At 69.1% G+C, this 26873-nt stretch carries 17 protein-coding genes; 10 read left to right on the plus strand and 7 right to left on the minus strand.

All coding sequences use genetic code 11. The annotated features are described in order from the left end of the window. Positions 1-61 precede the first annotated feature (61 nt). The 5 genes from paoA (at position 62) to ACX40P_RS02825 (ending at position 6988) form a co-directional block, all read left to right on the plus strand. Positions 62-712, plus strand: coding sequence for an aldehyde dehydrogenase iron-sulfur subunit PaoA (gene paoA / locus ACX40P_RS02805; protein ID WP_459124763.1), 651 nt, complete (start codon positions 62-64; stop codon positions 710-712). Further along, positions 709-1659: an FAD binding domain-containing protein gene (locus ACX40P_RS02810; protein ID WP_459124764.1), complete on the plus strand. Its 951-nt coding sequence runs from the start codon at positions 709-711 to the stop codon at positions 1657-1659. The genes paoA and ACX40P_RS02810 overlap by 4 nt, the downstream gene beginning before the upstream one ends. Positions 1660-1664: 5 nt before the next feature. Further along, positions 1665-3875, plus strand: a complete 2211-nt coding sequence (gene paoC / locus ACX40P_RS02815; RefSeq protein WP_459124765.1) for an aldehyde oxidoreductase molybdenum-binding subunit PaoC — start codon at positions 1665-1667, stop codon at positions 3873-3875. Positions 3876-4040: 165 nt separating this feature from the next. After that, on the plus strand, positions 4041-5333 hold the full coding sequence (locus ACX40P_RS02820) for an MFS transporter (RefSeq protein WP_459124766.1): 1293 nt from the start codon (positions 4041-4043) through the stop codon (positions 5331-5333). A gap of 89 nt (positions 5334-5422) precedes the next feature. Continuing rightward, positions 5423-6988, plus strand: coding sequence for an alpha-N-arabinofuranosidase (locus tag ACX40P_RS02825; protein WP_459124767.1), 1566 nt, complete (start codon positions 5423-5425; stop codon positions 6986-6988). 13 nt (positions 6989-7001) lie between these two features. Here ACX40P_RS02825 and ACX40P_RS02830 read toward each other — a convergent pair whose 3' ends face one another. After that, complete coding sequence (locus ACX40P_RS02830; RefSeq protein WP_459124768.1) at positions 7002-10142, minus strand: helicase-related protein; 3141 nt, start codon at positions 10140-10142, stop codon at positions 7002-7004. A 194-nt stretch (positions 10143-10336) separates the two neighbouring features. Here ACX40P_RS02830 and ACX40P_RS02835 point away from each other — a divergent pair, with 194 nt between their 5' ends. The 3 genes from ACX40P_RS02835 to ACX40P_RS02845 all read left to right on the plus strand — a co-directional run bounded on the left by ACX40P_RS02835 (position 10337) and on the right by ACX40P_RS02845 (position 14113). Further along, positions 10337-11437 (plus strand): PAS domain-containing protein, encoded by a 1101-nt coding sequence (locus ACX40P_RS02835; RefSeq protein ID WP_459124769.1) that lies wholly within the window; start codon positions 10337-10339, stop codon positions 11435-11437. Next, entirely contained in the window at positions 11437-11886 is a 450-nt protein-coding gene (locus tag ACX40P_RS02840; protein WP_459124770.1) for a response regulator, read from the plus strand. The genes ACX40P_RS02835 and ACX40P_RS02840 overlap by 1 nt, the downstream gene beginning before the upstream one ends. Positions 11887-12058: 172 nt before the next feature. Further along, on the plus strand, positions 12059-14113 hold the full coding sequence (locus tag ACX40P_RS02845; protein ID WP_459124771.1) for a TonB-dependent receptor: 2055 nt from the start codon (positions 12059-12061) through the stop codon (positions 14111-14113). Here ACX40P_RS02845 and ACX40P_RS02850 read toward each other — a convergent pair. The 6 genes from ACX40P_RS02850 to ACX40P_RS02875 all read right to left on the minus strand — a co-directional run bounded on the left by ACX40P_RS02850 (position 14098) and on the right by ACX40P_RS02875 (position 23537). Then, positions 14098-15114 carry a glycosyltransferase family 4 protein gene (locus ACX40P_RS02850; RefSeq protein ID WP_459124772.1) on the minus strand — a complete coding sequence of 339 codons (1017 nt, stop codon included), beginning with the start codon at positions 15112-15114 and terminating at the stop codon, positions 14098-14100. The genes ACX40P_RS02845 and ACX40P_RS02850 overlap by 16 nt on opposite strands. Then, complete coding sequence (locus ACX40P_RS02855) at positions 15111-16679, minus strand: alpha-amylase family glycosyl hydrolase (RefSeq protein WP_459124773.1); 1569 nt, start codon at positions 16677-16679, stop codon at positions 15111-15113. The genes ACX40P_RS02850 and ACX40P_RS02855 overlap by 4 nt, the downstream gene beginning before the upstream one ends. A 49-nt stretch (positions 16680-16728) precedes the next feature. Beyond that, positions 16729-18024 (minus strand): pectate lyase, encoded by a 1296-nt coding sequence (gene pelA, locus ACX40P_RS02860; protein WP_459124774.1) that lies wholly within the window; start codon positions 18022-18024, stop codon positions 16729-16731. A gap of 60 nt (positions 18025-18084) precedes the next feature. Then, positions 18085-18996, minus strand: coding sequence for a DUF4886 domain-containing protein (locus tag ACX40P_RS02865; RefSeq protein ID WP_459124775.1), 912 nt, complete (start codon positions 18994-18996; stop codon positions 18085-18087). Beyond that, positions 18996-22103: a TonB-dependent receptor domain-containing protein gene (locus ACX40P_RS02870; RefSeq protein ID WP_459124776.1), complete on the minus strand. Its 3108-nt coding sequence runs from the start codon at positions 22101-22103 to the stop codon at positions 18996-18998. Before ACX40P_RS02870 ends, ACX40P_RS02865 begins: the two co-directional genes overlap by 1 nt. Before the next feature lie 84 nt (positions 22104-22187). Continuing rightward, positions 22188-23537, minus strand: coding sequence for a dicarboxylate/amino acid:cation symporter (locus tag ACX40P_RS02875; protein ID WP_459124777.1), 1350 nt, complete (start codon positions 23535-23537; stop codon positions 22188-22190). A 202-nt stretch (positions 23538-23739) separates the two neighbouring features. Between ACX40P_RS02875 and ACX40P_RS02880 the strand changes: the two genes are divergently transcribed. Together ACX40P_RS02880 and ACX40P_RS02885 are read left to right on the plus strand one after the other, a co-directional pair. Further along, positions 23740-25485, plus strand: coding sequence for a sensor histidine kinase (locus ACX40P_RS02880; protein WP_459124778.1), 1746 nt, complete (start codon positions 23740-23742; stop codon positions 25483-25485). Next, the gene (locus ACX40P_RS02885; protein ID WP_459124779.1) at positions 25482-26804 is read left to right on the plus strand and encodes a sigma-54-dependent transcriptional regulator; all 1323 of its coding nucleotides are present in this window, start codon (positions 25482-25484) and stop codon (positions 26802-26804) included. Before ACX40P_RS02880 ends, ACX40P_RS02885 begins: the two co-directional genes overlap by 4 nt. Positions 26805-26873 lie beyond the last annotated feature (69 nt).

A 26873-nucleotide genomic window follows, 5' to 3' on the forward strand; every position in this document is an offset into this window, starting at 1 on the left:
CGTTGATGGTGACGGTCGAAGGGTGGCGAAACGTCGCGCGATCGAAGAGGGAAGGGTCGGTATGTCGGAATCGTCGGGGTTGGAATTGTCGCGGCGGGGCGTGTTGGCCGGTGGAGCTGCCTCCGCGGCTGCTGTCGCGGCACCCGCCGTCGCGATCCCGCGTCCACCCGTGCAGCGTGAGGCCCCACCCATGACGCCCGTGAAATTTAAGGTGAACGGCCAGCGCCGCGAACTGTCGCTCGATACGCGCACGACATTGCTCGACGCGCTGCGCGAACATCTCCATCTGACCGGTACGAAGAAGGGTTGCGACCACGGCCAGTGCGGCGCCTGCACGGTGCTCGTCGATGGCGTCCGCATCAATTCCTGCCTGACGCTCGCCATCATGCACGACGGCGACGACATCACGACGATCGAGGGGCTGGGCAGCCCGGAAAAGCTGCACCCGATGCAGGCCGCGTTCGTGAAGCACGACGGTTACCAGTGCGGCTATTGCACCCCGGGCCAGATCTGCTCGGCGGTGGCGGTGCTCGACGAGATCAAGCGTGGCGTACCGAGCCATGTGCAGGGCGACCTGACCGCGAAGCCGCAGGCAACGGGCGCCGAGATGCGTGAACGGATGAGCGGCAACATCTGCCGCTGCGGCGCCTATTCGAACATCGCCGACGCGATGGCCGAAGTCGCCGGCGGCACGAAGGGAGCACGCGCATGAGGGCGTTCACCTATGAGCGGCCGAAGGATGCCGTCGCCGCCGCGCGCGCGGTCGCCGGCCATGCGGGCGCCAAGTTCATCGCGGGCGGCACCAACCTGCTCGACCTGATGAAGATCGAGGTCGAGACGCCGACGCATCTGGTCGACGTGCAGGATCTGGGTTTCGACAAGATCGAGAAGACGGCGGATGGCGGCCTGCGCATCGGTGCGCTGGTCACCAACACCGATCTGGCGGCGGACGAGCGTGTGCGGCGCGACTACGCGGTGCTGACCCGCGCAATCGTGGCGGGCGCGAGCGGGCAGTTGCGCAACAAGGCGTCGACCGCCGGCAATCTGCTCCAACGGACGCGCTGCCCTTATTTCTACGACACCAACATGGCCTGCAACAAACGCAAGCCAGGCTCCGGCTGCGCCGCGATCGGCGGCTATTCGCGTCAGTTGGGTGTGATCGGCGTCAGCAAGGCGTGCATCGCCACCTTCCCCGGTGACATGGCGGTGACGATGCGGGTGCTCGACGCGGTGGTCGAGACGGTCGACGGTACGGGCGCGCGTCGCTCGATTCCGATCGCCGACTTCCACCGGCTGTGGGGCGACACGCCCGAACAGGACACGGTGTTGAAGAGTGGCGAGCTCATCACCGCGGTGACGCTGCCGAAGCCGCTAGGCGGCAAGCATTTCTACGAGAAGGTGCGCGACCGCGCCTCCTATGCCTATGCGCTCGTCTCGGTCGCGGCGGTGATTCAGCCCGATGGCACCGGCCGTGTCGCCTTCGGCGGCGTCGCGCCGCGTCCGTGGCGGGTCGAGGCGGCGGATGCGCTGTTGCCGCAGGGGGCCGCGGCTGTCACCGCGCGCGCCTTTCAAGGGGCGACGCCGACCGAGGACAACAAGTTCAAGCTGCCGCTCGCGACGCGCGCGCTGGCCTCCGTCATCGCTCAAGCGAAGGCCTGATCGCCATGAAGTTCGACACCCCCGCCGGCACCAGTCCCATCGACCGCATGACGGTGGTGGGCAAGCCGCTCGACCGCATCGACGGTCCGCTCAAGACCACGGGCCGCGCGCCTTACGCCTATGAGCATCACCGCGAAGCGCCCAACGCAGCCTATGGCCACGTCGTCGGCGCCGGCGTCGCCAAGGGCACGATCCGCTCGATCGATCTCGACGCCGCACGCGCCTCGCCCGGCGTCATCGCGATCGTGACCGCGGCGGATGCGGGCAAGCTGACCAAGGGCAATTTCAACACGGTGAAGCTGCTCGGCGGGCCGCAGGTCGATCATTATCATCAGGCGATCGCGGTCGTCGTCGCCGAGACGTTCGAACAGGCCCGCGCCGCCGCCGCGCTAGTCCGCGTCGACTATGCGCGCGCCGACGGGCGGTTCGATCTGGACGCCGCGCTAAAGACTGCGCCGCTGACCGGCGAGGAGGAGGGCAAGCCTGCCAAGCCCGACCGCACCGGCGATTTCGAAAAGGCGTTCGCCGCCGCGCCGGTGACGCTCGACGCGCGCTACACCACCCCCGATCACAGCCATGCGATGATGGAGCCGTTCGCGACCATCGCCGCGTGGGAGGGCGATGCGCTGACCGTGTGGACGTCGAACCAGATGATCGCTTGGGGCCGTGGCGACCTCGCCAAGACGCTCGGCATGCCGAAGGAGAAGGTGCGGCTGATTTCGCCATACGTGGGCGGCGGTTTCGGTGGGAAGCTGTTCCTGCGCGCCGACGCGCTGATGGCGGCGCTGGGCGCGAAGGCGGCGGGCCGTCCGGTCAAGGTCGCGCTGACGCGGCCGCAGATCGCCAACAACACCACCCACCGCCCGGCGACGCGCCAGCGCATCCGTATCGGCGCGGAGCGCAACGGCACGATCACCGCCATCGCGCATGAGAGCGGTTCGGGCGACCAGCCCGGCGGCGGGCCCGAGACCGCGGTCAACCAGACCAAGCTGCTCTACGCCGGAGCCAACCGGCTGACGTCGATGCGCCTCGCCGTGCTCGACCTGCCAGAGGGCAACGCGATGCGCGCGCCGGGCGAGGCGCCCGGCATGATGGCGCTGGAAATCGCGATGGACGAGATGGCGGAAAAGCTGGGGATGGACCCCATCGCCTTCCGCATCAAGAACGATACGCAGGTCGATCCCGAGAAGCCTGAGCGCAGCTTTTCGGAACGCCAGCTCACCCGCTGCCTGAACGAAGGCGCCGCGCGGTTCGGCTGGTCGAAGCGTAACGCGAAGCCGGCGCAGGTGCGCGACGGCAAGTGGCTGGTGGGGATGGGCGTCGCTGCCGCGTTCCGCAACCACATCAACTTCACCTCCGCCGCGCGCGTGCGGCTCGAGAAGAATGGCAAGGTCACGGTCGAAACCGACATGACCGACATCGGCACCGGCAGCTACACGATCATCGCGCAGACCGCGGCCGAGATGATGGGCGTGCCGATGAGCGCCGTCACCGTGAAGCTGGGCGACAGCGCCTATCCGGTGTCCGCGGGGTCGGGCGGTCAGTTCGGCGCGGCCAATTCCACCGCGGGCGTCTATGCCGCCTGCGTCAAGCTGCGCGAGAGCATCGCGCAAAGGCTGGGCTTCAACTCGGCCGACGCGGTGTTCGAGGGCGGCAAGGTCCGCAGCGGCAACCGCTCCGCATCGCTCGCCGATGCCGCCAAGGCCGGCGCGCTTACGGCTGAGGACAAGATCGAGTACGACAAGCTCGACAAGGCGTACCAGATTTCCACCTTCGGCGCACATTTCGTCGAGGTCGGCGTGGACATGTACACCGGCGTCACCCGCGTCCGCCGCATGCTCGCGGTCGGCGCTGCGGGGCGGATCATCAACCCCAAGTCGGCGCGCAGCCAGATGATCGGCGCGATGACGATGGGCGTCGGCTCCGCGCTGATGGAGGAGCTGGCGGTCGACACGCGCTTCGGCCTGTTCGTGAACCACGACCTCGCCGGCTATGAAGTCCCCGTCCACGCCGACATCCCGCACCAGGACGTGATGTTCCTCGACGAGGCGGACGACAAGGCGAACCCGATGAAGGCGAAGGGCGTCGGCGAACTCGGCCTGTGCGGCGTCGGCGCGGCGGTCGCCAACGCGGTGTACAATGCGACCGGCATCCGCGTGCGCGACTATCCGATCACGCTGGACAAGTATCTGGAGAAGCTTCCCGCAGTGGCATGAGCTTTCGTTCGTGCTGAGCGAAGTCGAAGCACATTGGCGAGCGAACGGCCTTCGACTACGCTCAGGCCGAACGGAGGGTAGAGCGATCGACCTCGGCATAAAGTGCTTCGACTTCGCTCGGCACGAACGGTTATGGTGGGGCGTCCCCCGAAAGGAACGCCGCCCATGACCACCACCGCCCCCCTCCACAATCGCGACCGCCTCAAGGCGATCGTCGGCGGGTCCACCGGCAATCTGGTGGAGTGGTACGACTGGTACGCCTACGCCGCCTTCACCCTCTATTTCGCGCCGCACTTCTTCCCGTCGGACGATCCCACCGCCGAACTGCTCGGCGCCGCGGCGGTCTTCGCGGTCGGGTTTTTCATGCGGCCGCTCGGCGCGTGGATGATGGGCATCTATGCCGACCGGAAGGGGCGCAAGAGCGGCCTGGCACTCTCCGTCACGCTAATGTGCGCCGGCTCGCTGCTGATCGCGATCGCGCCGACCTATCAGAGCGTCGGGCTGCTGGCGCCCGCGATCCTCGTCGTCGCGCGATTGTTGCAGGGGCTGTCGGTCGGTGGCGAATATGGCGCGAGCGCGACCTATCTGTCGGAAATGGCAGGCAAGAACCGCCGCGGGTTCTTCTCGTCCTTCCAGTACGTCACACTGATCGGTGGCCAACTCGTCGCGATCGGCGTGCTCCTCTTGCTGCAATTCACCCTGTCGGAAGCGGCGCTGGAGGCATGGGGCTGGCGCATCCCGTTCGCGATCGGCGCGGCGCTGGCCGTCGTCGTCTTCTGGATCCGCCGCGGGCTGGCGGAGACGCAGAGCTTCATCAATGCGAAGGTCAGTGACGCGCCCAAATCCAGCATGACCGCGCTATTCCGCCATCATCCGCGTCAGGCGATCACGGTGATGCTGCTGACGGCGGGCGGTACGCTCGCCTTCTACGCCTATTCGATCTACATGCAGAAATTCCTCGTCAACACCTCGGGCTTTGATCGCGAGACGGCGGCGCGGATCAATGGCGGGACGCTGTTCGTCTTCATGCTGCTGCAACCGATGGCGGGCGCGCTCAGCGACCGGATCGGGCGCAAGCCGTTGCTGATCGGCTTCGGCGTGCTGGGCGTACTCTGCACCTATCCGCTGTTCGCCACGCTCGCGACGACGCGCGATCCGCTCACCGCCTTTCTGCTCGTGATGGGCGGGCTGGTGATCGTCACCGGCTATACCTCGATCAACGCGGTTGTGAAGGCCGAGCTGTTTCCCGCCCATATCCGCGCGCTCGGCGTCGCGCTGCCCTATGCGCTTGCCAACACCATCTTCGGCGGCACGGCGGAATGGGTGGCGCTCAGCCTGAAGAAGGCGGGGTGGGAGGAAGGCTTCTACTGGTACGTCACCGCCATGATCGCGGTGTCGCTGATCGTGTATATCCGCATGCCCGACACACGGCATACCAGCGCGATCGCCGAGGATTAGTCGGACAAATTGACGAGCCTGCTAGGCGTGTGCATAGTCCCTTCGAACGGCAACCGGCACCGCCGGCGCCACAGGGGAGGATGACGGACATGCGTACCACACTGGCGACGATGATGGGCGCGGCGCTGCTGGCCGCCGCCCCCGCGCACGCACAGGACGCGCCGCGCGTCGGCGTGCAGGGTGAGATCGTCACGGTGCGCGGCGATCGTCCCGGTCCGAAGTACGACCGGCGCATGTTCGGCCAGTTTGCCGAACACCTCGGCACCGGCATCTACGGCGGCATCTGGGTGGGCGAGGACAGCCGCATCCCGAACATCAAGGGCTATCGCCGCGACGTCGTCGATGCGCTGAAGGCGATCCGCGTGCCGGAAGTGCGCTGGCCCGGCGGCTGCTTTGCCGATGAGTATAACTGGCGCGAAGGCATCGGTCCGCGCAAGCAGCGCCCTGTGAAGATCAACACACACTGGGGCGGCGTGACCGAGAACAACGCGTTCGGCACGCATGAATTCATGGACTTCGCCGAGCTGATCGGCGCGGAGGCCTATGTCTCCGGCAACGTCGGCACCGCTGCGCCGCGCGAGATGGCGGAGTGGGTCGAATATATGACGTCGCCGACCGGATCGACGCTCGCCACGCAGCGCGCGAAGAACGGCCGCAAGGAGCCGTGGAAGCTGCCGATGTTCGGTCTCGGCAATGAGCTATGGGGCTGCGGCGGGTCGATGAAGCCCGAATATGCCGCCGACGTGACTCGGCGCTACAGCGAGTTCATCAAAGTGCCGCGCGGCGTCTCGATCACCAAGGTCGCGAGCGGGGCGAATGCGGAGGATTACAACTGGACCGACGTGATGATGCGCCAGGCGGGCGACCGCTTCGCCGCGATCGGCGTCCATTATTACACGCTGCCTGACAATTGGACGAAGAAGGGGCCGGCAACCGGTTTCGACGAGGATGCCTGGGCGCGCACGCTGATGAAGACCGTCCGCATGGACGAATTGCTCGCCGGCCATTCGCGGATGATGGACAAGCATGACCCGAAGAAGCGCGTCGCCATCCTGGTCGACGAATGGGGCAGCTGGTACGATCAGGAACCGGGCAGCACGCCGGGCTTCCTCTATCAGCAGAACAGTCTGCGCGACGCGATGATCGCGTCGCTGAACCTCGACATCTTCGCCAAGCATGCCGACCGCGTCCGCGGCGCCAACATCGCGCAGATGGTCAACGTGCTGCAGGCAATGCTGCTGACCGATGGCGCCCGCATGGTGAAGACGCCGACCTATCACGTGTTCGACCTGTACAAGGATTATCAGGACGGGACCGTGCTGCCGGTCGATATCAGCACGCGGTTGTACACGCGCGGCCAGTGGAGCCTGCCAGCGGTCAGCGCCAGCGCGGTGCGCGGCGCCGATGGCGTCGTCCATGTCGGCCTGACCAACGTCGATCCCAACGCGCCCTCGACCGTGACGCTGCGGCTGGCGGGGCTGACCGGCACGACCGTTACCGGCCGTATCCTGACCGCGGCGACGATCGACGCGCACAACACATTCGACGCGCCCGACACCGTCCGCATCGCTCCGTTCGCGGCGCCCGCGCTGGCGGACGGCGTGATGACGGTGACGCTGCCGCCGAAGGCGATCGTGATGCTGGATATCCGCTGACGCCGGTCGCGCTCTAACCGGCAAGCTCCTCCAGCAGGGCACCGACCCGCGCGAGCCGATCGGCGGGATCGTCGATCCGCTCGCGCGCCAGCCAGCGTCCCTTGACGCTCTCGAACGGCGCGGGCGGCTCGGCCTTCGCGTCGATCGGAGTCAGCGCGATCGCGCCGGGGCCGACGTCGATCTGACGGATGCCGGCGGCGCGGGCGAGCATGCCGGTGCGCGCGGTGGCGAGCAGCAGGCTCGCCGCCGCGGGCAGCGGACCGAAGCGATCTTCCAGCTCGACCTCGAACACGTCGAGCGCGCCGGCGTCGTCGATATGCGCGAGCTGCGCATAGAGCGACAGTCGAATGTCCACCTCCGGAATCCAGTCCTCCGGCAGGCTGCCCGCCAGCCCGAGGTTCAGCACCGGCTGCCACCGGTCGACCGCCTCGCCGCGCGCGACGCGGAGCGCATGGCCGAGCAGATGCTGGTAGAGTTCGGTCCCGATCAGCTTCATGTGACCGGCCTGCTCCTCCCCCACCAGGTCGCCGGCGCCGCGCATGTCGAGATCGCGCGCACTGATCGCGAAGCCCGCGCCCAGCTGATCGAACGCCTGTAGCGTCCGCAGCCGCTTCAGCGTCGCCTCGGCGATCGTAGCGTCCTTGTCGGTCAGCAGCAGGATCTGCCCGCGCCGCCCGCCGCGTCCGACCCGTCCGCGCAGCTGGTGCAGCTGGGACAGGCCGAAGCGGTCGGCGTGGTGGACGATCATCGTGTTGGCGCGCGGCACGTCCAGCCCCGCCTCGATGATGTTGGTCGCCAGCAATATGTCGCCGTCGCCCGCCGCGAAACCGGTCATCGCCTCGTCCAGCGCGGCGGCATCCATCTTGCCGTGCGCGGCCACCAGACCCAGTTCCGGCACCAGCTTCTTCAGCTTCGCTTCCAGCGGCGCGATGTCCTCGATCCGCGGTACGACGACGAAGCTCTGCCCGCCCCGCGCCCGCTCACGCCGCAGCGCACGGGCGACGAGCGTGTCGTCGAACGCATCGACGACGGTGCGGATCGGCTGACGCCGCGCGGGCGGGGTGGCGATGACCGAGATCGCCTGCAACCCGACGAGCGCGGATTGCAGCGTGCGCGGGATCGGCGTCGCGCTGAGCGTCAGCACGTGCCCCGCCCCCAGCGCGCGCAGCTTCACCTTCGCCGCGGTGCCGAAGCGCTGCTCCTCGTCGATCACGACCAGCGCGAGATCTTTGTAGTCGATGCCCTTCGCCGCCACCGCGGACGTGCCGACGACGATCGTGATCGACCCGTCGGCCAGCCCGGCGCGGATGCGCTTGCGCTCTGCCGCCGACGTCAGCCGCGACAGGCCCACCGCCTCGCATCCCGTACCCGCGAAGCGCTGGCGAATGGTGTCGAGATGCTGGCGCACCAGCACCGTCGTCGGCGCGACGATCGCGACCTGCCGCCCCGACAGCGCCACCAGCGCCGCGGCGCGCAACGCAACCTCGGTCTTGCCATAGCCCACGTCGCCGACGACCAGCCGGTCCATCGGCCGCCCGCTCGCCAGATCGCCCCGGACAGCGGCGATCGCGCGCGACTGGTCGGCGGTTTCGGGGAAGGGGAAGGTCGCCGCGAAGCGTTCGTAGGCGGCGTTGTCGGGCACGATCGGCGCGGTGGTCTGCGCATCGCGCTCGCCGGCGATGGCGGCCAGCGCCCGCGCGCTTTCGGCGATCGCCACGTCGATCGACGCGCGGCGTTTCAGCCAGCTCGCGCCGTCCAGCGTATCGAGCGTCACCGCATCGCGATCCGCGCCATAGCGCCACAACCGGTCCGCATCGCCGACCGGCACCAGCCGGCGCGCGTCCTTCGCATATTCCAGCACGATCGCGTCGCCACCGTCGGGCAGCGCTTCCAGCCCGACGACCACGCCGATGCCGTGATCCTCATGCACCACCACGTCGCCGACATGCAGCTCGCTCTGGTCCCCGAACGCCGCGGCGCCGCGCGACGGCTCGTCGATCGGGCGCGCGCGGCTGCCGAGCAGGTCGGCGGCGGCGACGACGACCAGATCGCCGTGGACGAAGCCGCGCTGCACCGGCGCCTCGATCGTCGCGATCGTGCCGACCGGCGCCGCTGCCGCTTCTGCCAGCGTGGCGACCGGTGCCACGTCCTGCCCCGCGCGGGCCGCGATGAAGCGCAGGTCGCGTGCCGATCCGGCGATGACCATGCGGCTATCGGCGAGCGTCGCGCGGGCGAAGCGGCGGAAGGCGCGGACCGGATCCGCCCGCTCGACGAAGCGTGGCGGCGGCGCAGCTTCGTCGGTGTCCAGTGCGATCCGATGTGCTTGGACGATGTCGGCCCAAGCTGCATCATCGACCAGGCTGGCGATCGTCCGCCGCCGCGCCGTGCCGTCCGACACCAGCGCGACGAAGCGCGCCCGCCGCGCCTCGGCGCCACCGTCGACCGCCACGACCGCGTCTGGCAGATGGTCGGTGATCGCCACGCCTTCACCCGCGTCGGGGTCGCTCGCCTGTCCGATCGTCACCGTCGTCAGATCGTCGAGGCCGAGCTGCGTCACCGGATCGTAGCTGCGGATCGAATCGATCGTGCCATCGGTGAAGGCGATGCGGACGGGTGTCTCGCGGTCGCTGGGGAACAGGTCGATCACCGCGCCGCGCACCGCGACCTCGCCCGCCTCGTCTACTCGGTCGTCGGCGATATAGCCGAGCGATTCCGCCAGTTCGGCAAAGGCGGTCGCGTCGATCGCGTCGCCGACCGTCAGCGCGGGCGGCGCGGCACCGAAGGCGGCCGGCTCGGCATAGCGCACCGCGCTCGCCTCCGCCGACAGGACCAGCACGATGCGCTCCGCCGCCGCGTCGTGGACCGCAAGGCGCAGGCGGCGCAGCGCCGCGACCCGGTGGCCGACATTGGCGGCGCTGGGCGGGGCGGCGTCACCGGGCAGCGCGTCGCTCGCCGGGACGTGCACCACCGTGGCGTCGGGCGCGAATGCGGCGGCCATCCGAGCGATCTCGTCGGCCCGGCGCTCATCCTCGGCGACCAGGATGATCCGTGCTTCGGCCGATGTGGCGATGGCCGCGGCGAGGACGGCCGTCGAGGGCCGCACCACCGGTTCCGTCGTCGCTCGGCCGTCGTCAGTCCGCTTCAGCACGCCCATCTCCCCGGGGCGTCGTGCCCGTGTTCAGAACATCGCCGCCCGGCGCTCGTTCCGGTCTATCGCGCCGCCGCGCCCGAAAAATCGCGCCATCGCAACGCGCTACAGCGGGCTTGGAACGCCCGCGCCTCATGTCGGTTAAAGCTGGCTGGTCAGGCGATGTGACGGCGCCGCCCCCCACCCCGTGGAGAACGGCCTTGAAGCAACGCGACGATTGGCACCTGACCGACGACATCGCGCATGAACGCGGCGAGGGCGATCCCTTTGCCGCGGCGGTGCGGGCGACGCGGATGCCGATGGTCATCACCGATCCGCGGATGGACGACAATCCGATCATCTTTTGCAACGAAGCGTTTCAGACGCTGACGGGCTACGACCGCGACGAGATCATCGGCCGCAACTGCCGCTTCCTGCAGGGACCGGACAGCGACCAAGCCTCGGTCAAGAAGATCGCCGCCGCGATCGCCGGCGGCACCGATATCGAGATCGACCTGCTCAATTATCGCAAGGACGGCACGACCTTCTGGAACGCGCTCTATATCAGTCCCGTGCATAACCGCGCGGGGGAGATCGAGTTCTTCTTCGCCTCGCAACTCGACGTGACTGACCGGATCGAGGCGCGTCAGGCAATCGAGCAGCAGAAGGCGCAGGTCGAGCGCGAGGTCGAGCGCCGCACCGCCGATCTACAGGCCGCGCTGGAGGCGAAGACGCTGCTGCTGCACGAGGTCGATCACCGGGTGAAGAACAACCTGACCATGATCGGTTCGCTGATCCGGTTGCAGGCGCGGACGATCGACGATCCCGCGATCGGCGCGAAGCTGGAGGCGATGCTGGAGCGGGTCGATGCGCTCGCCACCGTCCACCGCCGGCTGTACCAGTCGGAGGACATCACGCGGTTCGACGTCGGCGCCTTTACGAAGAATCTGGCATCCGACGTGGTGGGCTCCAGCGGGCGCGACGATATCGAGATCAGGACCGAGGTCGAGGCGATCGAGGTGCCGTCGTCCCATGCCGCTGCGCTCGGGCTGGTGCTGAACGAGGTGCTGACGAATGCGATCAAGCATGGCTATGCCGAAGGCCGTCCCGGCGTGCTGACCGTCACCGCCACGCAGAGCGACGGCAAGGCGGTCATCACCATCGCCGACGACGGACCCGGCATCACCGGCGAGATGTCGAAGGACCGGCTGGGACGTGCGTTGATCCAGCGGCTGTCACGACAGGTCGGCGCCGAAACCACGTGGAGCGCTGCCAATCCGGGCGCGTGCGTGACCGTCCGCTTTCCAGTGGAGAACGGATGATGACGTTCAATCAGGCTCCGTTGCGCGTGCTCGTCGTCGAGGACGAGGTGCTGCTGGCGATGGATATCGAGGCGATCGTCGAGGATTGCGGCCACGACATCATGGCGGAAGCGGCCTGCATCGACGAGGTCGCGGCCTTGCCCGACAGCCCCGCGCCGCACCTCGCCTTCGTCGATATCCAGCTGGCGCGGGGATCGAGCGGCCTCGACGTCTCCGCGCTGATCCAGCAGCGCTGGGCGGATACGGTGATCGTCTTCGTGACCGCGAACCCCAAGAAGATCCCCGAGGACTTCGCCGGCGCGCACGGCGTGATCCCCAAGCCCTTCTCGCGCAACGGCCTGACATCGGCGCTGCATTATATCGAGGAGGGCGTTTGCGATCCGCCGCCCACCGCGCCGGTGCCGGCCAGCTTCATCGCTTCCCCGAACTTCGCCGCCCGGTGGCGCTGACCCCACGCGCGAAACCGCTGTCCTACATCGCCGGGATATGCTTCGCGGGGGACGATCGCCCTCCCGTCGCCCGCATCCGGGCAAAAGCGACAAAGGTAGCGAAAGTGACGACGGGGGACGAATGAAGGACGTTTCGGTAAACTTTGGCGGCGCTCGACCGTCGCTCCGGGCCATGGCCCATGTCGCCTGCGGCCTCTCCCTCGTCCCCGCCGCTGCCGGGGCACAGGAGCGACAACCCGCCGATATCGTCGTGACCGGTCGCGGGCTGGAGGCGTCGCCCGCCGATCGTACCGTCGGCGTGGTGACGATCGACCGCGATCGCATCACCGGCAGTGCGGCCAATCGACTGGAGAGTGTGCTCGGCGACGTCGCCGGGCTGCAGCAATTCCGGCGCAGCGATGCGCGCTCGGCCAACCCGACCAGCCAGGGCATCTCTCTGCGCGGCATCGGCGGCACCGCGTCGAGCCGCGCGCTGCTGATCCTCGACGGCGTACCGCAGGCCGATCCGTTCGGCGGCTGGGTGGCGTTTCCGGCCTATGCGACCGACCGATTGGGGCAGGTGCGGGTGACGCGCGGCGGGGGTAGCGGCTATTACGGGCCGGGTGCGCTCGCCGGCACGATCGAACTCGACAGCGCGGCGCCGGATCAGCTGCGCGGTGTCAACGCTCGCCTGAGCTACGGCATTCGCGCGGGCGTCGATGCGCAGGCGTCGGCGGCGCTGGTGCGCGGCGACGGCTTCGCGACCGTGTCGGGCGCCTATGCGCGCGGCGACGGCTTCGTGCCCACCGTCGCCGAACGCCGCGGGGCCGTCGATCGCGCGGCGCCTTACGAGCAGGCGTCGGGTGCGGTGCGCGCGGTGATCGGTATCGGCGCCGATACCGAGCTGCAGGCCAATGTCGCCGCCTTCACCGATCGACGGGAACGCGGCACCGCCTTCACCGCCAACCGCAGCCAGGGCGCGGACGCCAGCCTGCGCTTTGTCGGGCGCGGGCGATGGGGCTGGTCGGCGCTAGCCTATGTCCAGACCCGCGGGTTCGCGTCGAGCTTCGCGAGCGTCGATGCCGCGCGGACGACGGCGACGCAGACGCTCGACCAGTACAACACGCCCGCGACCGGCCTCGGTGCGCGGATCGAGGTGGCGCCGCCGCTGGGGGATCGCGTGACGCTGCGGCTGGGCGCGGATCTGCGCGATGTGACCGGGCGGACGCAGGAACTCTATACCTTCCAGAACGCGCTGCCGACGCGGCGGCGGGAGGCGGGGGGTGCCACGCGCAGCTACGGCGTGTTTGCGGACGGCAGCGTCGAGCTGGGCGCGGTGACGCTGGCGGCGGGCGGGCGGATCGATCGCTGGACGATCGACGGCGGCTTTCTGTCCGAACGGCCGATCGCTGGTGGGGCGACGCTGACCGACCTGCGCTTCGCCGCTCGTTCGGGGCAGGAGGAAACCGGGCGGGTCGGCGTCGCGTGGCGGGTCGCGGCACCGCTGACGTTGCGCAGCGCCGCCTATCGCGGCTGGCGCTTGCCGACGCTCAACGAACTCTACCGCCCGTTCCGTGTCGGTGCCGATGCGACCGCCGCCAATGCCGCGCTGAACCCCGAGCGCCTGTCGGGCTATGAGGTCGGCGCGACGCTGACGCCGTCGCGCGGCGTGCGCGTTGCGGCGACGTGGTTCGACAACCGGCTGGACGACGCCATCGCCAACATCACCGTCGCGCGCGGGCCCGGCACCTTCCCCGGCGTCGGCTTCGTCGCGGCGGGCGGGGTCTACCGCGTGCGCGGCAACCTCGACGCGGTGCGCTCGCGCGGGGTGGAGATCGATGCCGAGGCGACGCGCGGTGCCGCCTTCGCCCGCGCGTCGTGGAGCCGCGTGCGGTCGCGCGTCGATGCATCGGGGGCCGCCATCGCGCTCGATGGGCTGGTGCCGGCGCAGACGCCGCGCGATCAGGTTTCGGCAACGCTCGGCTGGTCGCAAAACTCGGCGCTGCTGTCGGCGACCGTCCGCCATGTCGCGCGCCAGTTCGACGACGATCAGAACAGCCGCAGCCTCGCACCCGCCACCACCTTCGACGCCATCACGGTGTTGCCGCTCGGGCGCGGCCTGTCGGTCGAGGCGCGGGCCGAGAATATCGCCGACGCGCGGGTCGAGGCGGGGATCAGCGGCGCGAATGTGATCGAGCGCGCGACCCCGCGCACGCTGTGGATCGGGTTGCGCTACGCGGGCGGCTGACCGAGGATGCGCTTGTAGAGCGCGATATAGGCGTCGGCCATGCGATCGACCGAGAAGCGCTCCACCACCGTCCCGCGCACCGCGGCGCGGTCAAGCTCGCCGACCCGCTCGATCGCCTGCACCGCCTCGTCCACGGTATCGACCAGGAAGCCGTTGACGCCGTCCTCGATCAGCTCGGGCATCGATCCCCGGTCGAATGCGATCACCGGCGTCCCGCACGCCATCGCCTCGACCACGGACAGCCCGAACGGCTCGTCGAATCCGATCAGATGAAGAAGTGCCCGAGCCCCGCCCAATGCCCGCACCCGCGTCTCACCACCGACCGGCCCGTGATAGCGGATCGTGTCGCCGAGCGCCGGTGCGACCTCCCGGTCGTGATAGGGTGCGTCCTGCACCAGACCGTAGAGATCGAGGCTCCGCCCGCTCGCCCTCGCCGCGGCAATCGCCTCCTTCGCCCCCTTGTCGGGATGGATGCGGCCGAAGAACAGCAGGCCGTCGCTGCCCTCCGCATCGAACGGGAAGTCGTCGAGGCGAATACCGTGATGGATCGTCGCGGCATAGTTGAGCGCGGGGTGCCGATCGGCATCGCTGATCGCCACATAATGCACCCGGCCCTGATAGGGCGCGTACATCGGCAGGATACGGTCGGACGAGAAGCCGTGGATCGTCGTCACCATCGGCGTTTCAGTCAGCCCGGAAAACGCGTGCGCCGGAAAATCCGCCTGGTTGTGGATCAGGTCGAAACGGTCCGCCCGCTCGAACAGATGCGCGAGGTGGCGGAACTCCCACACCTTCGCATCGATCGACGGGTCGTCGTTGTAGGAGGCGGGAACGACGCCATCCAGCGTCGCCGCGGTGATGCTGTCCTGCGTCGCGAACAGCGTGACGTCGACACCGCGCGCGACCAGCGCCTCTGTCAGCAGGCTGGTGACGAGCTCCCACGGACCATAGGCGCGCGGCGGCGTCCGCCATGCGATGGGCGCGAGCATGGCGATCTTCATGCGAGGATAAGTCCTTCGTTGGCGCGCAGGGTGCCGGGCATGGGTGCGTCGGCGAGGGTCGAGAGCAGCACCGCGCCGCTCCAGTCGACCTCAACGTCCCGCCCCGTCAGATTGAGCATGATGCGCAGCGAACGGCCGTCATGCGCGCGGGTATAGGCCAGCACGCCCTCCGGCGCGTCGAGCAGCGTCATCGCGCCGACCGACAGCGCCGGCTCCGCCCGCCTGAGCGCCAATAGGCGCCTGTAGAGCGTCAGCATCGAGGCCGGGTCGTCCGCCTGCGCTGCCACGTTGCGGGTGCGCCAGTCGGGGTTGAGCGGCAGCCACGGCTCGACCGCGCTGAACCCGGCATGCTCGCCGCCGTCCCACGGCATCGGCGTGCGCGACCGGTCGCGGCCGATGCCCAGACCAGGCTCCCGCAAATCCTGCGGATCGCGGATGCGATCGGGCGGGATGACGACCTCGCCGATGCCGATCTCGTCGCCCTGATACAGCGTCGGTGTGCCGCGCAGCGTCAGCAACAGCATCGCCGCAACGCGCGCCTGTGCCTCGCCGATCCGCGCGGCGATGCGCGGCGCGTCGTGGCTGCCGAACACCCAGTTGGGCCAACCGAACGCGGGCAGCGACGCTTCGTAGTCGGCGATGACACGGCGCAGGACGGCAGCGTCCCAGTCGTTCTCGACCAGCTGGAAATTGAACGGCAAGTGGACTTCCGGGCGCTCGGGCGTCCCGTACCATTTCGCGTGCGCCGCGTTGGGCAGGAAGATCTCGCCGATCAGCACGCGGTCGCCGTAACTGTCCGCCAGCGCGCGCAGGTCGGCGGCGATCGCATGCGCCTCGGGCTGGTCGGTCGAGTAGCGCTGGATCAGCCGGTCCCGCTCGCGCATGCTGGGCGTCCAGGCGGGGTTGACCGGATTGTCGGGCAGGTCGGCATGCTTCACGATGTGCCACAGCACGTCCATGCGGAATCCGTCGACGCCGCAATCCATCCAGAAGCGCAGCACGTCCGTCATCGCCGCGCGCAGCCCCGGGTTGCGCCAGTTGAGGTCGGGCTGTTCCTTCAGGAAGGCGTGGAGGTAATATTGCCCGGTCGCCGCGTCCCATTCCCACGCCGAACCGCCGAAATCGCTGACCCAGTTGTTGGGCGGCCCGCCCTCCGGGGCGGGATCGCGCCAGACGTACCAGTCGCGCTTCGGATTGTCGCGCGACGAGCGGCTTTCGACGAACCACGGGTGCCGGTCCGAACTGTGGTTGGGCACGTAATCGAGGATCAACTTCAGCCCGCGCGCATGGATCGCGGCGATCAGCCGGTCGAAGACGGCGAGGTCGCCGAACAACGCATCGACCCCGCAATAATCGGCGACGTCATAACCGAAGTCCGCCATCGGCGATGGGAAGAATGGCGACAGCCAGATCGCATCGACACCGAGCGCCACGACGTGGTCCAGCCGCCGCTCGATCCCGGCGAGGTCACCGATGCCGCCACCGTCGCTGTCTTGAAACGATCGCGGATAGATCTGGTAGACGGTGCCGCGTTCCCACCACGGTCGTCCGGTCGTGTCGGTCATGCACCTGCCCCTTCGCGCTGCATATACGCAGGGGGCGCGGCGTCGATCCTTACGAGGCCTTCGCGCGCCACTTGGGATAGGCAGCGATCGTGCTCGCGGGGGAGGTGCCGAACCAGCTGTAGCCGTTGCGGCGCTCGACGCTGATGTCGTTGACGTCGTCGTGCACCGTGCGGTCGCGGTCGCCGAACACCGGCTTGCCGGTCTTCGCGTCATAGAAGCGCGCCCAGAGCGGCCCGGCACCGGGCTTGGGGAGCAGCCGCCGGCCCTCGGGTCCGGTCGGCTTGCGCTGCCACTCGACGTCGGCCAGCGCATGCGCCTGCAGCCACGCGACACCCGCCGCCACCGCCGCCTGTACCGCTGGCGACCGGTCGGGCTGGAGCATCAGGAAGCGCAGCAGCTGCGCACTCTCGTCCGCCGACAACGCATTGGGTTCGAAGTTGCGCGCGCCGACGGGTGCGAGGGTCAGCGCATCATGCTGCTGCCCCCACACCGTCCGCTTGCCGTCGATCACGACCTGCGTGCGCAGGATGATGTCGCGCGCGCGATTCGCCGACCCCCGCGCCTCGGTCGCCAGATCGGCGGGGACGAAGCCGAAGTCGCCGCTGCGCGCGCTCGCATCGAGCATCAGCGCGGCCGCCTGCGCCAGCGCACCGTCGTTGAAGGTGATCGCGTCGTGATAGCCGCCCTGCAACGGATAGACCTGCGGCCAGCCGCCGTTCGGGAACTGCGCGGCGAGGACATAGCGCAAACCCTTCAGCGCCGCGGCGCGATACGCCTCGCCGGGCGCGCCCGGTGCCGACGCCTGTACGCGCGCCAGATAGCGGATTTCGTCGATCGTGGCATTGTTGTCGATCGTGCCGACGTAGCGCCAGCTGGGATCGGCCTTGATGTCGTCGACTGCGTTGGCCGGCAGCTTTTCGATGACGACCCAGCTTTGCCCGCGCAGGCGCGCCGGGCCGGCGCGGTCCATGTTCTTGCCCCAGCCGCCGGCGGGCGTCTGGAAGCTGACGATCGTGTCGGCGATGCGGCGTGCTTCGGCCGAGGCGTAGAAGTCGGCCGCGCGGTCGAGCGCCATGCCGCCGCCGCCTGACGGCCCGTTGGCTGGGCTCGGCGGGACGGCGGAGAGGCCGCGGCGCTCTGCCGCCAGCGCCGCCTTGTCCGCAGCCATCAGCCGGGCGGAGCGGTCGAGATAGGTGGTCCAGGCCGCGCGATCGGCAGCGGGCAATGTCGCGATCCGTTCGACGGTGATCGGTTCGGCCGGCGTCATCCGCCCGATCACACCGGCGCCCGCCGGGGCCGCCACCGCCAGTGCCAGTGCCACGCACATCAACAGACCGCGCTTCATCGCTACCTCTCCCAACGCTTTTGCGGGAGCATAGCGATCATGACACCGGTTTCCTAGATGCTATCGCCCGCTGGTCACTGCCAGCGTTTCCGCCGCCACGCGCTGCAGCGCCACCGCCTGCGCGTCTGACAGGCCGAGTTCGTCGGCGCAGAGTTCGCTTGGTCCCAGCGTGCGCGGATCGACGCCGGTGATACGTCCGAAAACGACCAGCGCCTCCAGATAATAGCCAGCGACGCTGGCATGATACTGGTCGTAGGCCCAGAGATCGAGCTGGCCGAAGCTGGTGCCGTCATAGGGGTTAGGGTCGGCCACACCGGCCGAGAAAGCCCGGTTCCAGGCGAGGCCGACCGGGATCAGCCCGTCGATGTCGCGCGACGCGGCGCGGGCGCGGACCGCGGCGGTGTAGAGGTCGTCGGCCATGCGGTTGACCGGCGTGTTCGCCCACGGCCCGTTGCCGCGATAGACCTGATCGGCGCGGGTCCACGTCGGCATCAGCAGCACCTCGACCGCGCGGTTGCGGCGGGTGAACATCGTCGCCAGCGTGGCGGCATCGCGGATATAGGCGGTCGCGTCGCCGGGCCGTTGCCGGTCGAGCGTCGAGAATTCCTGCAGCACGACGATGTCCCACGCACGATCGAACCGCGCCGAACGCTCCGCCAGATGGAAGCCGAGCGAGCGCCCGCCCTGCGTCTCCAGGCTGACCGCGAAGTTCAGCCCGGCCTGCTCGGCGAAGCGCTTGAACAGCGCCGGCACGCCGCCGTAACCGTCGCCGTTCAGGTCGGTCACCGTGTTCGCACGGTAGTTGCGTACCGCCGAATGCGCGCCCTGCGTGAAGCTGTTGCCGATGAACAGAATCGTGCGGGCCGGTCCCGCCGCCGGGCGGGCGGCGACGGTGCGAACGACCGGCGGCGCGACCTGCGCGGCGGCCGGCATGGCGATGGCCGCGAGGGCGAGGAGGGCGAACATCCGCATCAGAACCTCTTGCTGATCGAGCCGTACCAGTAGCGGCCATAGGGGGTGTAGAGCGAGCCGAGGAAGCCGTCAGCCGTGATCGGCGGATCGGTGTCGAAGATGTTGCGCGCACCGACACGGATGCGCGTATCGTCCAGCGCGCCGCCCTTGAACCGGTATTGCGCATAGAGGTTCGCCGTCGCCTGCCCGCGCACGACATAGGGCAGGCCGTTCGCGTCGAGGAAGGCGGTGTCGTCGACATCGGCGGTGTAGTTGACGAACCCGCCGATCTGGAAGCGCTTCAGGCTCCACGTCAGCGATCCCGACAGCCGCCACTTCGGCCGGCCGCGCTGTTCGATCAGGTCGGTGGCGTCGGTCAGGGGGGTGGCGGGGTTAATTTGACCTGCGGCGCGCGCGTCGAACAGCGCGGCGACGGCGGGCGGCGTCTCGCGGCTGAACTTGACGAGATGCGCGGCATTCAGCGCGAGATCGAACTTCCCGATGCCGGTGCGGACGTTGTAGAGCAGCGCGAGATCGATGCCCTGCACCGTCTGCGGCAGCAGGTTGGTGAACTGGTCGTTGATCTGCGTGACGACGCCGGCGGGAGCGAGGCCGGTGCCGGCGAAGATCGGCGTGTCGTCGGCGGTGACGGCGGCGCGCACCACGTTCGGGTTCGACGATCCCTGCTGACGCAGCAGATAATCGAGCACCAGCGCGTTCTGCGGTCCGAACTGGCCGACGATGCCGGTCTGGTCGATCGACCAGTAATCGGCGGTCAGCGTCAACCGGCCGAGCGCCGGGTTGCCGAAGTCGGGCTGAACGACAACGCCGGCGGTCCAGCTCGTGCTCTCCTCGGGCTTCAGGTCGGGATTGCCCGATACGAAGATCGAATAGCTGACCGCCCGGCCGCATGCCCCGAAGTTGGCGATCCGCCGCGCGCGCAAATCGGCCTCGCACCGCAGGAAATCGGTGTTGCTGCCCAGCCGCGAGTACTGGACCGTGTTGGTCTGTTCGAGGTTCGGCGCGCGGAAGCCCATCGAATAGGAGCCGCGGAAGCGGAAGCCCTCAACGATGTCGAGCGCGGCGGCGACCTTCGGCTTCGCGACCGAGCCGAAGTCGCTGTAATGCTCGTACCGCCCGGCCAGCTGCAGCTCCAGCCGATGGACCAGCGGCACGTTCATCGATGGCGACACGACCGGCACCGCCAGCTCGCCGAACGCGGAGAAGACGGTACGCCGCCCGCGCGTCGAGGGCGTCGGGCTGACCGCCGCGGTGTTCGACAGGTTGCGCTCGCCCGTCACCGCATCGACGAACTGGTTGGTGCCGTTGACGTTGGCGTCGCGGATGTCCGCTTGCGTCTCGCGCCGCGCCTCGACGCCCAGCGCGATGCCGAGGTTGCCGCCGGGCAGCGACAACAGGTCGGCGCGCGACACCTTGAAATCGGCAAGCGCCAGCGTGGTGCGCGACCGGCGGGTCAGGTCGAAGCCGAAGCTGTCGATCGTCGCCTGCGACGACGGCGTGCAGTCGTTCAGACTGGGGGTCGCCGAACATCCGCCGCTGAACGGGTTGTAGGCCTCGGGCGTCGACAGTGCGAGCGCCTGTTGCAGCTTCGTCATGTCGATCGCATTCGACACGTCGGTCGCCTGCGCTTCGGAATAGAGCAGCGCGGTGTCGAAATCGAAGCTGCCGATCTGACCGCGGAGGCCCCCCAGGAAGCGCGACTGCCAGTTCTCGACATTCACCACCTGATAGCCGGCATCGACGAAGCGATAGGTCGACAGGCGCACCGGCAGACCGGCGGCGGGGACGTTGGTCAGCCCGGCGATACGGTTCGGGTTCGCGGCGCCGTTTGCGAAGGTCGTCGGACCGAACGGGTTCCAGTAGTTGCTGGCCGGGATGACGATCGTGTTCAGGTTGATCGTCGGCGGCTGCACGCGCCGCGTGTCGGCGCGGTAATAGGCGAGCTCGGTATAGGCGGTTACCGTATCGCTGAGGTCGTAATGTGCCGACAGGAAGCTGTTGAAGCGCGCGATGCGCGGCGACACCGTCGTGCCGGGCCGCGTGTCGAAGCGTTCGGAGCGCAACGTCGTCGCGGTCGCACGCGTGCCCGTTCCGATGCAGGTGTCGGTGTTCACCGTCTGGACGCAGCCGGGGTTGAGGATCGACTGGGTGTGGAACGCGCCGGCCGACGACGTCAACGCGGTCGTGCCGCGGCGGATCGTGCCGGGGCCGCCGACGACGGCCAGGTTCGCCCACGGCGACTGTGTGGCGCGGCCGTCCGCGGTCAGGTTGCCGGCGAAGCGTGGATCGTCGGCGAAATAGGACAGCAGATTGTCGGTCGCAGTGTAGTCGCGATCCTCGGCCAGCTGCGCGGTGCGGTGCGTATAGTCGAGGTACACCGATACGTTGCCGCGCCCGCCGGCGAAGTCGGTGCCGAGCAGGCCGGTCGCCTGGAACTCGCGCCGGTGCGTGCCCTCCGCCCCGCCGTAGCGCAGGTCGACCTGACCGCCGTTGACGTTCGATTTGGTGACGGTGTTGACCACGCCCGCCACCGCGTCCGCGCCATAGATGGCGGCGGCGCCATCGCGCAGGATTTCCAGCCGCTCGATCCCGGCGACGGGCAGCGCGTTGGAATTGTAGCCGAGCACCGGCACGTTGCCGTCGCCGGCCTGGCTGGTCGGATGCTGGACGAGGCGGCGGCCGTTGAGCAGCACCAGCGTGTTGCCGACGCCCAGGTTGCGCAGGTTGATCGATCCGACGTCGCCGCGCGCCGCGTTCGATGTCTGCGGATTGTTCGCCTCGTTAAACGTCACGTCGCCGGCCTGCGGGATCGATCGGAACAGCTCGTCGCCCGATACCGCGCCGGTCGCGTCGATCTGCGCGGTGTCGATGACGGAGACGGGCAGCGCGGCGGTGGTGCTCGACCCGCGGATCTGGGAGCCCACGACGACGATATCCTGACCGGCGGCGGGCGCGGTCGCGCTGGCGTCGGTCTGCGTCGAGGCGGTCAGGCCGGGGACGCTCTCCGCGGCCGGGGCGGGCGGCGGGGGCGGGGCATCCTGCGCGTGAGCCGCCTGCGCGGCGATCAGCGCGGCCAGCGCACTGCCGGCGTGAAACATCGCTTTCATCATTCTCTCCTCCGAATTTCTTATCGTTGTCTTCGTGCGCCGGCCGGCGGTGTCCGCTTCGGCCGGCGCACGGTCAGGTCAGTGTCAGCGCACCGTCACCAGCGCGTCGTCCTCGTCGATCGTCTCGGCATCGCTGATGCGACGGTTGTTCAGCACCTCGGTCAGGCGCGCCCGGTCGAGCTTACCCTCCCACCGCGCCACGACGATCGCGGCGACGGCGTTGCCGGTGAAGTTGGTGAGGCTGCGGCACTCGCTCATGAAGCGGTCGACGCCCAGGATCAGCGCCATGCCCGCGACCGGCACCGACGGCACGATGCTGAGCGTCGCGGCGAGCGTGATGAAGCCCGCGCCGGTGACCCCGGCCGCGCCCTTCGACGACAGCATCGCCACGCCCAGCAGCGCGGCCTGCTGGCCCCAGCTCAGTTCGATCCCCGTCGCCTGCGCGATGAACAGCGCGGCAAGCGTCATGTAGATGTTGGTGCCGTCGAGGTTGAAGCTGTAGCCGGTGGGGACGACCAGTCCGACGACCCCCTTGTCGCAGCCGGCGCGCTCCAGCTTCGCCATCAAGCTGGGCAGCGCGGCCTCCGACGACGAGGTGCCGAGCACCAGCAGCAGCTCGGCCTTCAGATAGGCGATCAGCTTCAGGATCGAGAAGCCGTGCGCCCGCGCCACCGCGCCCAGCACGACGATCACGAAGAACAGCGAGGTGAGATAGAAGGTCGCGACCAGCGCGCCGAGGTTCACGAGGCTGCCGACGCCGTACTTCCCGATCGTGAACGCCATCGCGCCGAACGCGCCGATCGGCGCCGCCTTCATCAGAATGCCGACGATGCGGAACACGACGAGCGTGATGCGCTCGAGGAAGTCGAGCACCGGCTCGGCGGGCTTGCCGACCAATGTCAGCGACACGCCGAACAGGATCGCGACGAACAAGGTCTGCAGGATCGATCCGTCGGTCAGCGCCGAGGGCATCGTCGTCGGGATGATGCCCATCACAAATGCGGTGAGCGTCGATTCCTCCGCCTTGTGTGCATAGTCGGCGATCGCACCGGCGTTCAGCGTGGCGGGATCGACGTTCATCCCCGCGCCCGGCTGCACGACATTGGCGACGATCAGCCCGATGACGAGCGCCAGCGTCGAGAAGAACAGGAAGTAGCCGAAGGCCTTCGCCGCGACGCGACCCACGGTCGCGAGCTCACGCATCCCCGCGATCCCGGTGACCACCGTCAGGAAGATGACGGGCGCGATCACCATCTTCACCAGCTTGATGAAACCGTCGCCCAGCGGCTTCAGCGCTTCACCGGTGACGGGATAGAAATGGCCGAGCAGCACGCCCGCGACGATTGCGACGAGCACCTGGACATAGAGGTGGCGATAAAAGGGTATGCGCGCCAGCGTGGCGGCGTCCGGCGAACGCTCGGTAGTGACGATCATGCATCCTTCTCCGCGACCTGCACGCCTCCTTGGACGGAGGTCGCGGCGAGGATAGGCGAGGGTGGGCTGGCGGTCACACACGGGGTGCATGCGACCCAAGCATTTGAAAGAAAACCATAATAACGCATCGTGCGCGAAATGTGGCGAACGAAGCGTGCGGAAATTCGCCACCGCGAACCGCTTTGTGCGTCATAATCCGCACATGCCGAGTCGTCGCCAGCGCTGGATCATCGCCGCCGCGCTGCTGCTGGTGTTCGTCTCCGCGCTGCTGGTCGACCGCTGGGCGCGCGCGCGCGGTGCGGGGGTGGCGGACGGCGATGCGGCGACGCTGGCGCGCACCCATGTCGGCCTGCTCGAAAGCGAGTTGCAGAAGTTTCGCCTGCTGCCGCTCGTCCTCGTCGAATATCCCGACGTTGCCGCCGCCCTGACCGGCGATGCCAGGGCGCGGCCGGCACTCGACCGCACACTGGAACTGCTCGCGGGGCGGACCGATGCCGCCGACATCTACGTCATCGACCGCGCCGGTCTGACCGTCGCCGCCAGCAACTGGCGACGGCCGACCAGCTTCGTCGGCAAGAACTACGGCTTCCGCCCCTATTTCCGCGACGCGATGGCGCGGGGGCAGGCGGAGCTGTTCGCGCTGGGCACCGTCAGCGGGCGGCCGGGGCTGTATCTCGCCCGCCGGGTCGAGCGCGACGGCCGTGCGCTCGGTGTCGTCGTCGTGAAGGTCGAGTTCGACGCGATCGAGGCGGCCTGGGCGCGCGCGACCGGCGCCAGTTTCGTCGTCGATGCGCGGGGCGGTATCCTCGTCACCAGCGTCCCCGACTGGCGGTTCAGGACGCTGGGTCCGCCCGACCCGCGGCTGGTCGACGACGCGCGCCGCACGCTGCAGTTCGGATCGGGCGCACCCGAAAGCGCGCCGATCGCGGTCGACGGCGCCAACGCCACCGCGACGCTGAGCGCACGGCCGGCACGCTACCGCATTGCCAGCGTGCCCGCGCCGATCGCGGGCGCGCGCCTTTACCACCTCAGCCCGCTCGACCCCGCCCAGTCCGCCGCGCGGCTGGTCGCGGCGGTGTGGACGTTGCTGGCGCTGATCGCCGCCGGCATCGGCGCTGCGCTCGCCGTCCGCGCCCACGACACCCGCCGCCTGCAACGCGAGGCGCGGGCGACGCTGGAGGCGGAGGTGCAGGCGCGCACCGCCGAGTTGCGCGCGGAATCGGAGGAGCGGCTGGCGAGCGACCTGCGCTATCGTGCGGCGCGCGAGGAGCTGGCGCAGGCCAATCGGCTGGGAACGCTGGGGCAGATCACCGCGGGCGTCGCGCATGAGATCAATCAGCCGGTCGCCGCGATCCGCGCCTATGCCGAGAACGGCGCGCGCTTCCTCGATCGCGGCGATACCGGCGATGCGCGCGGCAATCTCGACCGCATCGTCGCGCTCGCCGATCGCATCGGTCGCATCACGGGCGAGCTGCGCAGCTTCGCGCGGCGGCGCACGCCCAGCGGCGGCACGGTGACGGTCGGCGCGGTCATCGACGGTGTGCTGCTGATCCTGGGCGAACGATCGCGCGGCATCGTCAGCGTCGGCGTGGACGAGGCGATCCGTGCGACGGCGGTCATGGGCGACCGCGTGCGCATCGAACAAGTCGTCATCAACCTGCTGCAGAACGCGCTCGATGCGGTGGCGAGACGCGGCGACGCGCGGGTGACGCTGTCGGCCGCGCAGGACGGCGACTGCGTTGTGCTGACCGTCGCCGACAACGGGCCGGGTGTGGCGGCGGATATCGTCGATCAGCTCTTCACCCCCTTCGCCACCGCCAAGCCTGAAGGGCTGGGCTTGGGCCTTGCCATCGCTCGCGACATCGCGCGCGAGCTTGGTGGCGAGTTGCGCTACCGGCCCGGTGCGGACGGGGCGCGCTTCGAACTCGAACTGCGGGTCGCGTCATGACGGTGATGCTGGTCGAGGACGACGACACGCTGCGCGATGCGGTCGAACAGTCGCTGCGGCTGGCGGGGCACACCGTTGTCGCCCATGCCGACGCGCGGCGGGCGCTCGCGACGCTGTCGAAGGGGTTCGACGGCGTGATCGTGTCCGACATCCGCATGCCGGGGATGGATGGCCTCGCCTTCGCGGCGGCGGTGCGGGCGCTCGATCCCGACCTGCCCGTCATCCTCGTCACCGGTCACGGCGACGTGGCGATGGCGGTCTCCGCACTTCACGACGGGGTGTTCGACTTCCTCACCAAGCCGTTCGCGATCGATCACCTGCTGGCCGGCATCGCCCGCGCGCTCGAACGCCGCGCGCTGGTGACCGAGAACCGGCGGCTGCGCGCGCTGGCCGAGGCGAGCGACGGCGACAGCCCGCTGATCGGCGACAGCCCGGCGATGGAGCGGCTGCGCGCCACGATCCGCACGCTTTCCACCGCAGACGTCGATGTGCTGATCGAGGGCGAGACGGGGACGGGCAAGGAGATCGTCGCGCATCTGCTCCACCGCCAGGGGCCGCGGCGCGGACGGCCGCTGATCGCGGTGAATTGCGCTGCGCTGACCGCCGAGTCCGCGCTGGTCGAGCTGTTCGGCCACGCCGCCGACAGCGTCGGCCACACCCGCCTGTCGCGCGACGGTCAGATCGCGGCATCGAGCGGCGGCACGCTCCTGCTCGACGAGATCGACAGCATGCCGCTGTCGGTACAAGCGGCGCTGCTGCGCGTGCTGGAGGAGCGGGAGGTGCTACCGATCGGGGCGAACCGTCCGCAATCGGTCGACCTGCGTGTGGTGGCGACGACGAAGGCCGACCTGTCCGCCGCGGTCGCGGCCGGCACATTCCGCGCCGATCTGTTCTACCGCCTCGACACCGTCCGCCTGCGCGTGCCGCCGCTGCGTGAGCGCGGCGACGATGCGCAGCGGCTGTTCGCGGTGTTCGTCGAGGAGGTGAAGGCGCAGACCGGTCGCCACGACGCCGTTGTCGGCGCAGCAGCGGCGCGAAGGATCGTCGAGCACGGCTGGCCCGGCAACGTCCGCGAACTGCGCAACTTCGCCTTTGAGAGCGTGCTCGGCGTCGCGCCGCAATCGTTAGCGCCGGCTCGCACCGATCTGCCAAGCCAGGTCGCGGCGTTCGAGGCGGAGGCGATCCGCGCGGCACTCACCCGCGCCGGCGGCCGCGTGGTCCGCGCGCTCGAAGACCTCGGCATCCCGCGCAAGACCTTCTACGACAAGGTGACGCGCCACGGCATTGACCCGGCGGATTTTCGGGAGCGGAAGGGGTAGGGTGTGCCGGTCACCCTCACCCTTCCGGCGCTTCGCGCCTCCCTCCCTTTCCCATCGGGAGAGGGAAGG

This window comes from Sphingomonas sp. RS2018 (genome assembly GCF_054489605.1).

What these genes read in the sequence shown, in the direction of transcription:
- ACX40P_RS02880 (WP_459124778.1), top strand. Translation starts at nt 23,740, where the DNA reads ATGCCGAGTCGTCGCCAGCGCTGGATCATCGCCGCCGCGCTGCTGCTG.
- ACX40P_RS02875 (WP_459124777.1), bottom strand. Translation starts at nt 23,537, where the DNA reads ATGATCGTCACTACCGAGCGTTCGCCGGACGCCGCCACGCTGGCGCGC.
- ACX40P_RS02820 (WP_459124766.1), top strand. Translation starts at nt 4,041, where the DNA reads ATGACCACCACCGCCCCCCTCCACAATCGCGACCGCCTCAAGGCGATC.
- ACX40P_RS02845 (WP_459124771.1), top strand. Translation starts at nt 12,059, where the DNA reads ATGGCCCATGTCGCCTGCGGCCTCTCCCTCGTCCCCGCCGCTGCCGGG.
- ACX40P_RS02870 (WP_459124776.1), bottom strand. Translation starts at nt 22,103, where the DNA reads ATGAAAGCGATGTTTCACGCCGGCAGTGCGCTGGCCGCGCTGATCGCC.
- ACX40P_RS02840 (WP_459124770.1), top strand. Translation starts at nt 11,437, where the DNA reads ATGACGTTCAATCAGGCTCCGTTGCGCGTGCTCGTCGTCGAGGACGAG.
- ACX40P_RS02825 (WP_459124767.1), top strand. Translation starts at nt 5,423, where the DNA reads ATGCGTACCACACTGGCGACGATGATGGGCGCGGCGCTGCTGGCCGCC.
- ACX40P_RS02865 (WP_459124775.1), bottom strand. Translation starts at nt 18,996, where the DNA reads ATGCGGATGTTCGCCCTCCTCGCCCTCGCGGCCATCGCCATGCCGGCC.
- paoC (WP_459124765.1), top strand. Translation starts at nt 1,665, where the DNA reads ATGAAGTTCGACACCCCCGCCGGCACCAGTCCCATCGACCGCATGACG.
- ACX40P_RS02810 (WP_459124764.1), top strand. Translation starts at nt 709, where the DNA reads ATGAGGGCGTTCACCTATGAGCGGCCGAAGGATGCCGTCGCCGCCGCG.
- pelA (WP_459124774.1), bottom strand. Translation starts at nt 18,024, where the DNA reads ATGAAGCGCGGTCTGTTGATGTGCGTGGCACTGGCACTGGCGGTGGCG.
- ACX40P_RS02885 (WP_459124779.1), top strand. Translation starts at nt 25,482, where the DNA reads ATGACGGTGATGCTGGTCGAGGACGACGACACGCTGCGCGATGCGGTC.
- ACX40P_RS02855 (WP_459124773.1), bottom strand. Translation starts at nt 16,679, where the DNA reads ATGACCGACACGACCGGACGACCGTGGTGGGAACGCGGCACCGTCTAC.
- ACX40P_RS02830 (WP_459124768.1), bottom strand. Translation starts at nt 10,142, where the DNA reads ATGGGCGTGCTGAAGCGGACTGACGACGGCCGAGCGACGACGGAACCG.
- ACX40P_RS02850 (WP_459124772.1), bottom strand. Translation starts at nt 15,114, where the DNA reads ATGAAGATCGCCATGCTCGCGCCCATCGCATGGCGGACGCCGCCGCGC.
- paoA (WP_459124763.1), top strand. Translation starts at nt 62, where the DNA reads ATGTCGGAATCGTCGGGGTTGGAATTGTCGCGGCGGGGCGTGTTGGCC.